The organism is Synechococcus sp. MIT S9509 (assembly GCF_047303035.1).
In the GTDB taxonomy this organism is placed as follows: domain Bacteria; phylum Cyanobacteriota; class Cyanobacteriia; order PCC-6307; family Cyanobiaceae; genus Synechococcus_C.
In genome coordinates this window covers 1,010,061-1,019,129 of the sequence record NZ_CP138940.1, presented here as the reverse complement: position 1 = coordinate 1,019,129, position 9,069 = coordinate 1,010,061, and the positions used below count along the sequence as shown (strand labels likewise).

13 protein-coding genes are annotated in these 9,069 nt (G+C 55.6%); 8 read left to right on the top strand and 5 right to left on the bottom strand.

Annotation, left to right across the window (positions count from 1 at the left end; genetic code table 11):
- The first annotated feature begins 210 nt into the window (after positions 1–210).
- The 3 genes from SIB73_RS05785 (at position 211) to SIB73_RS05775 (ending at position 1,751) form a co-directional block, all read left to right on the top strand.
- Positions 211–468, top strand: coding sequence for a hypothetical protein (locus SIB73_RS05785; protein ID WP_413439742.1), 258 nt, complete (start codon positions 211–213; stop codon positions 466–468).
- Positions 465–1,088 carry a hypothetical protein gene (locus tag SIB73_RS05780; RefSeq protein ID WP_413402196.1) on the top strand — a complete coding sequence of 208 codons (624 nt, stop codon included), beginning with the start codon at positions 465–467 and terminating at the stop codon, positions 1,086–1,088. The genes SIB73_RS05785 and SIB73_RS05780 overlap by 4 nt, the downstream gene beginning before the upstream one ends.
- A gap of 168 nt (positions 1,089–1,256) precedes the next feature.
- Complete coding sequence (locus tag SIB73_RS05775) at positions 1,257–1,751, top strand: hypothetical protein (protein WP_413402198.1); 495 nt, start codon at positions 1,257–1,259, stop codon at positions 1,749–1,751.
- A 143-nt stretch (positions 1,752–1,894) separates the two neighbouring features.
- On the opposite strand, the gene SIB73_RS05770 is transcribed toward SIB73_RS05775, so the two are convergent.
- The 3 genes from SIB73_RS05770 to SIB73_RS05760 all read right to left on the bottom strand — a co-directional run bounded on the left by SIB73_RS05770 (position 1,895) and on the right by SIB73_RS05760 (position 4,611).
- Entirely contained in the window at positions 1,895–2,887 is a 993-nt protein-coding gene (locus SIB73_RS05770; RefSeq protein WP_413402200.1) for a DUF1214 domain-containing protein, read from the bottom strand.
- A gap of 146 nt (positions 2,888–3,033) precedes the next feature.
- Positions 3,034–4,146, bottom strand: coding sequence for a DUF1254 domain-containing protein (locus SIB73_RS05765; protein WP_413402202.1), 1,113 nt, complete (start codon positions 4,144–4,146; stop codon positions 3,034–3,036).
- A 249-nt stretch (positions 4,147–4,395) separates the two neighbouring features.
- On the bottom strand, positions 4,396–4,611 hold the full coding sequence (locus SIB73_RS05760; RefSeq protein ID WP_413402204.1) for a hypothetical protein: 216 nt from the start codon (positions 4,609–4,611) through the stop codon (positions 4,396–4,398).
- A 115-nt stretch (positions 4,612–4,726) separates the two neighbouring features.
- Here SIB73_RS05760 and SIB73_RS05755 point away from each other — a divergent pair, with 115 nt between their 5' ends.
- The 5 genes from SIB73_RS05755 (at position 4,727) to SIB73_RS05735 (ending at position 7,792) form a co-directional block, all read left to right on the top strand.
- The gene (locus tag SIB73_RS05755) at positions 4,727–5,107 is read left to right on the top strand and encodes a hypothetical protein (protein ID WP_413402206.1); all 381 of its coding nucleotides are present in this window, start codon (positions 4,727–4,729) and stop codon (positions 5,105–5,107) included.
- 204 nt (positions 5,108–5,311) lie between these two features.
- Positions 5,312–6,340 (top strand): helix-turn-helix domain-containing protein, encoded by a 1,029-nt coding sequence (locus SIB73_RS05750; RefSeq protein WP_413402209.1) that lies wholly within the window; start codon positions 5,312–5,314, stop codon positions 6,338–6,340.
- Between the two features lie 4 nt (positions 6,341–6,344).
- Positions 6,345–6,539 (top strand): hypothetical protein, encoded by a 195-nt coding sequence (locus SIB73_RS05745; RefSeq protein ID WP_413402212.1) that lies wholly within the window; start codon positions 6,345–6,347, stop codon positions 6,537–6,539.
- Between the two features lie 102 nt (positions 6,540–6,641).
- A complete protein-coding gene (locus tag SIB73_RS05740; protein ID WP_413402213.1) occupies positions 6,642–7,007 on the top strand; it encodes a hypothetical protein in 366 nt (121 codons plus the stop codon).
- A gap of 257 nt (positions 7,008–7,264) precedes the next feature.
- Positions 7,265–7,792 carry a hypothetical protein gene (locus tag SIB73_RS05735; protein ID WP_413402215.1) on the top strand — a complete coding sequence of 176 codons (528 nt, stop codon included), beginning with the start codon at positions 7,265–7,267 and terminating at the stop codon, positions 7,790–7,792.
- A 173-nt stretch (positions 7,793–7,965) separates the two neighbouring features.
- Here the strand turns inward: SIB73_RS05735 and SIB73_RS05730 are convergent, their stop codons facing one another.
- Positions 7,966–8,235, bottom strand: a complete 270-nt coding sequence (locus tag SIB73_RS05730; RefSeq protein ID WP_413402216.1) for a hypothetical protein — start codon at positions 8,233–8,235, stop codon at positions 7,966–7,968.
- Positions 8,236–8,242: 7 nt separating this feature from the next.
- Entirely contained in the window at positions 8,243–8,959 is a 717-nt protein-coding gene (locus tag SIB73_RS05725; RefSeq protein WP_413402218.1) for a cation transporter, read from the bottom strand.
- Positions 8,960–9,069 lie beyond the last annotated feature (110 nt).

The following is a 9,069-nucleotide window of genomic DNA, read 5'->3' as shown; positions in this document are numbered from 1 at the left end:
GTGCGTAGGGGAGCAAAGGTCTGGGCCGTGACGCGTTCGCGTCGATCGACGGCTTGATAGCTGAGTGGAGCGCGGCTTGTGGCAATGGGATTGCCGAATTGATTGAGTGGGCTGACGGCAATGGTGATGTCTGGTGCGTCGTCGCCGAGGTGATTGGGGCTATCGGCTGCGGGGATTAGTTCTGTTGGCACCAGCAGGGTGCTGGTGAGGGTGTTGGTGCGGCCGCTGGCGGTGTTGCTGATCAGCGAGGCGGAGATCTGCAGCTCGGAGAGGCCGTTGCTGCCGCGATCAAAGACAAAGTGGCCGTCTGCTGAGAGGCTGAGGGTGCCGATGCCCTGCAGGGTGGTGTCGTTCCCGATGGAGATTTCAATGCCGTTCACCCAGGCACGCACCAGTTCGCCGCCGATGGTGCTGGCGCTCTGGCCCGTGCTGGATTGGAGCAGGTTTTGCAGGGTGCCCTGGAATTGACTTCCGGAGAAGTTGCGGCGGTTCTGCAGGGTGGGCGCCTCATTGCGCTCGAGGCGCAGCTTGTAGTAATTGATATCGCTGTCTTGATAGGCCTCAGGGCCCAGGCCGGTGGGATCAGCGCTCACCGGATTGGTCACGGTCTGGCTGTTGACGGCGATCAAGACGTCGCCGCCGGCCTCGAGACCAACGCTGTGGTCCTTGACGGTGATGCCTTGGGGGAGGAGGCCCAGCTGGTCGGAGAAGAGCAGCTCGCCGTTATTGGAATAGCTCCCGATCACGCCGTAGAGGCTGGCTTCGTTGTCGATGCCGCTTTCCCAGCTGATCAGCACGGCCGGGATGTCGAGCCCCGACTGGGGATCACGGATGAGGTGGCCACTCGTGACGGTGACATTGCTGCCACCGGAGGCGTTGTTGATGGTTTGGGCGTCACCCCAGGCATCGGCCTTAGGGTCCCAAAGGGCGTAGTAGATCAGACCGTTCTCAGCCCATGCCGCGATGCCGTCCTGACCGCTGTTGCTGGCGGTATCGATAAAAGAGGCGTAGGAGGCCATGATCTGGGGCCAAGACAAAACGTTATTTGTGAAATAGCAAAGCCAGCTGGTTCTGGTCGGAGGATCTGAGCAAAAACACGATCTTTGCGAGCTCCACCGCTAGCTCGAATCAGCACCTTGATATTGACCAATACATCCGGAATATCAGGGTTGCGGCAGCTGATGACCCGGCATTGCTTTGCTGCATGGGCGATTGGACGTTGATATTGCGAACGTATTTTTGGCAGCAGCTTTGATATGTGGCGGAGCCTGCGTGATGTGAGGCCAGGCGGGATACCGCAACAGGATCTGCGTAAGGCCTTTGTTTGTCTCGATTGGGGATGTAGTGCCCCGAGCGTGGCCTATTTGTGTCTGCCGGACTCTGTTGGTGCACCGAAGGGCAGCATCCATTTACTGGATGAGTTCTATGTGGCGGCATCTACTGCGGGTGGCCAACGCGACTGGAACCGTGGCACTTACTTGAGCAATGCGGAACAAGCAACGGGAAGTATCGAGTGGATGAGCCGTTGGAACCTGCGGCCTGGGAGTACCAAGGTTGTGGCTGAGTGCAGCCTGGCTGTGGTGGCGTGTGATGCTTTTTTCGCCCGGGGTGCCTGGATCGACCCTGGCGTGAATCAACCATTCCGCTGCAGAATCATTGCATTGATAGGGAGCGTGGTGGCTGGAGCTGGTGTGATTCCTGCTGATCAGAGCTGGCCTTGGTGGCCGCTGCTGCCACTCAGGAGTGTCTGAGAGTTGTCTCTGATTTGTTGTGCAACTGGGCGTGATTGTGGGCAACCTTTGAGTTAATCAACTGCATCCAGTATTCGAATGGCGTGATTGTGCTGATCAATCAGTCCACACTGAAGAAGCAGGTATCCCAACATCGTTTTCCCCTACTGCCGCTCGACCTTCACTGTCATGATTGCACCGGGTGCTGGTACGTACGCACGAAGGACTCCATAGAAGTCTTTTCCAGTGGGGATTCCGTTTTTTCCACTTCCATCCGGACTGAGTGTGATGGTTGTTGTTCCGTCTTGGTTCGGCTCTGAGGAGAATGTGGTCCTGTCGTAGATCTTCAGATCGTTCGGGATCAGCAGCTTGTTATCGGTTCCATAGAGGGTCACCGAGAAGTAGCCGCCAGGGTTGTAGAGCCCTGCAGGCACAGTCACGACATACGTGGCATCACCGCGCAAAGGCGCACCAGTTTCGTCGACCAAGATGGTGCCGTAACGGACCGTGTCTGAAGGCGTTCCTAGCTGGCCCAACTTCACCCCGGCTGCGAGGTCGAGAAAGCTGACGTCTCCGCTGACCCGTCCGAAGGCGTCATCGGGGTTGATATAGGTGATCACCGTGTCGATCACGGCCTGGGCGTTCTTTTCCGTCTCTGGGCTGAATTGCTTGACTTCACGCTGCATGTCTCCCTTGCCGCCCTGCATCTGGAATTGGCTACGGGAGGCGATGACTGCGTCCAGGTTTTCGACAACGACCATTCTGGTCAGTACCAGACCTTGATCCGTTTCAAGCTCAACCACCTCAAAGTCGCCCTCGGGCATCGCTTGGCTGGGTCGTTTGAGCAGGATCGGCTTGGTTGGGTTGGTGATGACAGCCGGCACATTGTGCTTCATATCGAAGACCGATACCGACAGGAATTTGTCGTAAGTCGGCGTCGTCAGGATCGCCGGGCCATCTGAGATCGAAAACCAGTTGTAGCCGTAGTCGACAGTGGCTTGTGGCGTGACCACTGTGGTGTCGCTGGGATCCACCAAACCGGTGAACTTGAAGGTGCCCTTCTTGTTCTTCTCAAGCCAGGTGTTCATCATCTTGACCTGTTCCTGATTCGGAAACTCCCTCAGGTAGGACTCGACAGTTTCCTGTGCTGCTGCCATTGGGCTCAGAGTCAGCAGAGGCAGGAGGCAGAGGAAACGACGAAGGCGGTGAGACATCTCAGAAATTCTGAAAGGCGAACGTGGTCTTGAACCCTATAAGGGAGATTTTTGCAGGAATCCGAATAATGCAGGCTTGCTCAACACCTTTACTGGCTTTTAGCAGCGGATTGCATTTCGGGAACTTTCCAACTTCCATCAAAATAAGTCTTTTGCGGAGAGTAAATGCGCAGCGTTGCATTGGAGCCTGGGTAAATTTCTAAGAAATTTTCTTTGGCTGAATTCTTTCCGAAATTAAGCGTATAATTGCCATCTTTATCCTGCCTCGCAAAGGAGCTATTTACATTGTAATTCTCTCCTTGGGCGAATCCATCTTTGTCGTAGACAGTTACCGACCAAAAAGCATTGCTTGCCATAGGGACATCCTTCAGTACGAGTGTGAATTCTTCGTCAGAACCAGGAATGCTAATGGAAGGATAGACAGCTCCTTCTTTTGTCAGAGCCCCCCATCCGAAGGCAACTCCAATGTTTCTCATCTCCGAGCTGATTTCACCCTTGTCGCCAAAGATTTCTTCACTGCTAATACCTTTTGCTTCTTTTTCTTCTTGATAGTCAGATCGCATTGAAAGCATTTGGGTCCTATCCCAATCTTTGGTTTGCACGAATTTGCCGCGGTTCTTTTGGCGAATTGTTATTTCATCTTGAATGTCGGCAACCCGCTCAATATCGGCGGGATCCTGCATGTTTACTTGGGTGCGAATGATGATAAAGGCGAAGCGACTACCCACCATTTCTTCTGTTATCTCGTAGACGCCGGGCTTGCTGGTCACTAATGGAATCCAGTGATAAGCGCTGACGACTTCCAGGATTTGCAACCGATCAGAAGCAGGCAAGGTGATTGTTGCTGGACTTTTCAAGTCAACAACAGATGCTGAGTACAATGTATCGAAGTTGGGCCTCAATATAGTTCTATCTTTGGGATCCATTGCTTTTCGGAAATGCATGAACACACCCATCCCATCTGAACAGGTTGCCTTTGCAATTTTTTGAACATAATCACCGATAATTATTTCAGTTTCAGCAAATGCGTAATTGTCTGCATTGACGATGGCTTTCGTCGTTGAACTTTCTTTTTTAAGAGCAGGCTTGATGTCGTCGCACTCTGATGGCCTGCTGCTAGCAAAACCAGAAGTATTGGCACTCATCGCCAAGGTTGCTGCGATGACAGCCGCAAGACAAAAAGCAGGCTTGATCTGATTCACTATTTAAGCTTCAAAAGATGTTGTAAATTTAGCCAATATTTCGGGCTAAGCATTAATCTTAGAGAAATCAGAGCGCTCCCAACACCAGCTAGAGCAGTCATGAAGGGCGATCTGAGTGCAACTGAAGGCATCTCGTCGGTGGACCAAAGCTGGCCCTGGTGGCCGCTGCTGCCATTGTGAGCCCTTTTCCTGACTGGGATCTGTTGCCGGAATCCGTATAAAATCCGCAACGGGTTGTGCAGTCGGCCCCTAATTCGTGCTCTCCAGGTGTCGCCTCAGGATCGGCGCCAGGTCGTGCGGGTGGGTCACCAGCAACTCAAGAGCGACCTTCGCCAGCTCCGTGGGGGTCACCCCTACGAGGGCGGCCATCTCCACAGCTTGGCGGTGCAGATCAACATCGGCGGGGTTGTTCAGGTTGAACGACAGCGGCAGGCGCTTGCGGCGCTGGGATCGCATCCTGTCCATGGTTCGTCAGAGGCTGCAGGAGTGTGCCGAGGGTTACCCGTGAGAACCCTTGCGCCCAGTGATCTGCCCACCTGTCGACGTTCGGCAGACCAATGGCGCACTGATACAAACCCCGATGACTGAAGCCCCATACGATCCGGCCGAGGTTCGGATTTTTCCGGTTGCGAAGTGGATCACCACAGCAGTGGGATCCATGCAGCCGACGCCCTACGACCTGCTGCTCACGCGTGAAATCGTGATGCTTGCCGTTGCTGAGCGCCGCCTATGGGTGGGCACCTTCAGCGAGGCAGTCGACGCAGAGGAGGGCCACACTCGCACCTGCCTGCATCAGTTGGTGCTGGCCGGGTACGTCAAGAGCGTGGCGGGAACATCAACCCGCGGCCATGAATTTTTCGAGCTGACGGCAACGCCGAAGCTCATGGACCTGCTGCGGATTCACAAGTTGGAGGCCTACGAACGCCGGCAGCGCTTCGCGAACAGTCGGACGCACGGCTGAACGACCACTCGCATCCTGTAGGGCCACCCTCCGCGCGGAGCCGTATCGGAGTCGCATAACGACGCCTCGCATCCTGTGGTGTCTCCAGACAAAAAAAGGGCTGACCCCGAGAAGGTCAACCCGCCGTTGTTTTTGCAACCTCGCCTCCATTTTACCGATGCCCACGAACGACAACGCCGGCACACATCGCCACCGGCTGCAGCCATGACCCGCGGTTTCGATCCCACACGCCCGGGCGTTGATGAGCAGTTTCAGGCCTTCACCTGGAGAGAGGTGCAGACCCTGAACACACGCGGCCAGGTTCTCTGGCTCGTCAAGTGGCACCTGCACAAATCTGGCCAGTGCTTCGCCAGTCACGAGACCATGGCGGCATCACTCAACCTCAAGCCGTCCCGGGTTAAGGCGGCACTGAGTGAGCTGGTCTCCGCTGGCCTGCTGATCCGCACCCGTCGGCCTGGCTTCACTTCTCTGCTCACACTCCCTGAGGTGTCCGGGGAACCCGAACCCGGTACGAAAAACGACCTGGGACCCGGTATGAAAAACCGACCGGGACCCGGTACGAAAAACGACCCCTATAAGAAAGAGTTAATTAAGAACCCTTCACTCAATCAAAATCATGTTGAGGGACGGTCGGAGACCATTCACGCCCACGACGTGCTGACGCACAAGGAACAACAGCAAGCCCGTGCACTGGAGCAAGCGGCAACAGAACACCGCGAACGCTGCACAAGGTTGGCCCGTCAGATCGTGCGCACCGTTCCTCGCCGCATGTGGGCCGATGGTGTCCCTGAGCATCTCACCGATGGATCGCGTGCAGCCGGTCACCTTGTCGACACGATCGCTGAGCTCCTGCCGAACCGCTTCAACGGCCTTGATGAGGAAGTGCACCGATTGCTCACCGTCTGGAGCCGTTGGCTCTGGCTTCACAACCGCTGGCTGGACAATCCCGCTCGGATCAAGTCTCATGCACTGATCGCCGCGGTGTTGCGTCGACCGGTCGGCTCTGAGTTGCACCTGGGTGAGCTCTGCAAGCTGTATGGCGGCCAGACAAAAGACATCGACGCCATGCACTGGTGTGATGACTACGGCCCAGAAGTGCCCATCTCGTGGGCTCTGGATCCTGACGACTTCCAACGCTTCGAGGTTGAAGACATCTCATCTCACCAGGCAGAAACCTGGCGGGCGTTCTACGTGAAGGCCGAATCGGAACGACTGGAGGCAATCGAGTTCTGATGAGATGGACCACAGGCGTACAACGTGGAGCGGTTACAAGGCCAACCGCATCGGTGCCATGGAGCGCAGACGTCTGGACACCCTCCGACGCCTCTGGCTCGACTCCGGCGGCTATCCGCTGCGTTGGTGGCTTCCTGCTGCTCCACCTGTGCCCTCTGCTGCACAGACGTTCTGCGTTGAGATCGCCCCCCTTTTCTGATCTGCCCTCTGTAAGCCCTCGGAAGGCCTCTCAAAGCGACTTCACGTCACATACACCTGGGCCACCCTCAAGCCCCCTCGCAGCCCCTGCTAGCCCCCTCTCATGAGTACTCTGCATCTCTCATCCGTCTCCGGTTTGCTGATTGACGGTCAATGGGTCCGCCCTCGCCCCGGTTCAGTGCGTCTCGTGCCTGCCCTGATCGTTGACGACTGCACCCCCGGCGCTGAGCAGATCTGCACCCTGCCAGGCATCCAACAGGAGCTCATGACCGACAACGTCGGTATCAGCCAGACCGGCGTCGACAATCCACAGATGCTCACCTGGATGCACGACAGCTCATCCCGTCGTTTCTTCTGTGATCCGTCAGAGGTGAAGGCCTATCAAGTCGAGGAGACAGAGAGCATCACGCCAACCCCCCGCTCAGTTATCGACTTGTCAGCCGATCACACCCACCTGCTGGATGGTTGATATAGGCATCCTGTCCCCCGTGGCGACAGAGGACTAAGACACCCACAGACGACAGGGTGAAGCCTCCCATTTCCTCAGTTCTTCAGGCTGAGGGGGCCCCTTTGTCTGTATCTGGAGGGTTCCGGTTGTTCTGACCGCTTCAGGCATCGTTTCTGCACCCATCGGTCAGTAACTGGCAGAAAGTGTCAACCGAGATCCCTTGCGCCCCGTTAGGCCAGGAACTCTGAGGCTGAACACTACGTGTGAGATTGGACGCGATGGACGCTCAGCACCCTGCTTTAGTGCGTTTGGAGGGCGAAAAACACGCCTATCACCGGGCTTTCCTGGAGTGGGTCGAGTGCCAGGGCCAGACGGAAACGGCAAGGCGTTGCGGGATGCCTCTCGGCACTGTTCGATGGTTGCGCAAGCGCTGGCAGTGGGACACGAGAGCAGAGGTGTGGTTTAACGCTCAGGCAGAGGAAGCGGCGAAACAACAGACCCAGATGATGCAGCTCACTAAGGAGGGGGAGAGCCTGCTAGTGGAGGCCAGGGAGCGAGCCCACCGGCTGAACAGACTCAGCAGCTCGAGCATGGCCCTCTGTGAGCAGCTCATCGACAAGGCGAATAAGGGGGAGAATGTATCAACAGCAGGCATCGCTCAGCTCATGGCCGTGAGCCTTCGGTGCGTTGATACCTGCCGCTCTGAGGTGGGATATAGCGAAGCAATGCAGAGCATGCTTGAGAGCCTCGAGCAACAGATCGACGACGACGACAAGGGCAACAGATGGTCAGGGCATCGCTCCTGATGGGCTTGTGCTGCCACTGTGAGGCAAGCTGCAGGGCGGGATCTGGCTGGTCTCATCCTTAAGGGTATCCGTGTGGGCCCTGCCGCCCTCCCGGCAGATCCCAGCAGATCGCAGTCACTGACAGGGATTCACCGAGCAGTCAGGCAGGGCTCTCACTCTTCAGCAGTCGATCTTCACGCTTCTGCAGCCCTTTGCAGACCTTGATGACCGGCTGCTTTCGAAGCAGTTGCTCTCTCCTCAGCATCCAGCCGATCGAGCACCATCGCGCTGAGAAGTCGCTTGCTCGTCGAGGCCATGTGGGCCAGCAGCAGGCGCAGCAACAATGCGACCCCTTCTGGATCACTCGACCCCATGATCGATTGCCACGATCTCTCCAGTTGATCCAGATCCGCTAGAGCCTTGAGGGCTACAAGCTCAACGCACGGGATCTGGTCTGAAAGCATGGTCTAGTTATGCACGAGCGTGGGCCTTTTTTTCTTGTTTAGCCTCTTGTAAAATCTTTATTCCACCCCTCACGATCACGGCGGAGATAATTGCTCCCACAATCAGATCGGGGAATCTATTCCCCACTACCCACACTAGGAATCCAGACAAGATAACGCCTAAATTAGCGATGACATCGTTTGTGGAGAAAATCCATGATGCGCGCATGTGTACACCTGAGTTACGATGGCCTGATATAAGTATTAGACAGTAAATGTTAGCGACGAGAGCTACAACGCCTATCCCCATAATCCGAAGGCTGTCCGGTTCGCTTCCTAATAAAAGTCGACGCAGTACTTCTAACAACACACCAGTGCCAAGAATGATCTGTAGTATTCCGCTGAGACGAGCAGATTTAATTTGTTTTTTGAATCCTCTTCCCACGGCATACAACGATAATCCATAAACTGCGGCATCGGCGAGCATATCGAGAGAATCAGAAATGAGGCCGGTAGATTCTGCCAACCAGCCCATGACAAATTCTACTAGGAACATAACGACGTTAATTACTAGCAAGAATATGAGCGTCTTTCGCTCTAGCTTTTCAACTTGTTCCGTGCCGCATCCGCAATTAGACATGATTTTCTTTATTGCATGGTGCTTGTCGCATAATGCCCGGTTCACGCTCCGATTTGGTGACTCGAAGCGGCGGAAATCGATCGCGGTGCAGCCGATTGTTAACACCGTAATTATGAGATCCGAAGTGACAAGACCTGTCTGTACCCCTCTTGGCCCTCCACATCAGCCAACCCCTGCAGACATGTCATCTCAACTACTAGCCGCAAACGCAAAGG

Bases quoted from the DNA above. Each gene is read 5' to 3' on its own strand.
- SIB73_RS05775 (WP_413402198.1), top strand. From the start codon at position 1,257: ATGTGGCGGAGCCTGCGTGATGTGAGGCCAGGCGGGATACCGCAACAG.
- SIB73_RS05770 (WP_413402200.1), bottom strand. From the start codon at position 2,887: ATGGCAGCAGCACAGGAAACTGTCGAGTCCTACCTGAGGGAGTTTCCG.
- SIB73_RS05760 (WP_413402204.1), bottom strand. From the start codon at position 4,611: ATGGACAGGATGCGATCCCAGCGCCGCAAGCGCCTGCCGCTGTCGTTC.
- SIB73_RS05755 (WP_413402206.1), top strand. From the start codon at position 4,727: ATGACTGAAGCCCCATACGATCCGGCCGAGGTTCGGATTTTTCCGGTT.
- SIB73_RS05750 (WP_413402209.1), top strand. From the start codon at position 5,312: ATGACCCGCGGTTTCGATCCCACACGCCCGGGCGTTGATGAGCAGTTT.
- SIB73_RS05745 (WP_413402212.1), top strand. From the start codon at position 6,345: ATGGACCACAGGCGTACAACGTGGAGCGGTTACAAGGCCAACCGCATC.
- SIB73_RS05740 (WP_413402213.1), top strand. From the start codon at position 6,642: ATGAGTACTCTGCATCTCTCATCCGTCTCCGGTTTGCTGATTGACGGT.
- SIB73_RS05735 (WP_413402215.1), top strand. From the start codon at position 7,265: ATGGACGCTCAGCACCCTGCTTTAGTGCGTTTGGAGGGCGAAAAACAC.
- SIB73_RS05730 (WP_413402216.1), bottom strand. From the start codon at position 8,235: ATGCTTTCAGACCAGATCCCGTGCGTTGAGCTTGTAGCCCTCAAGGCT.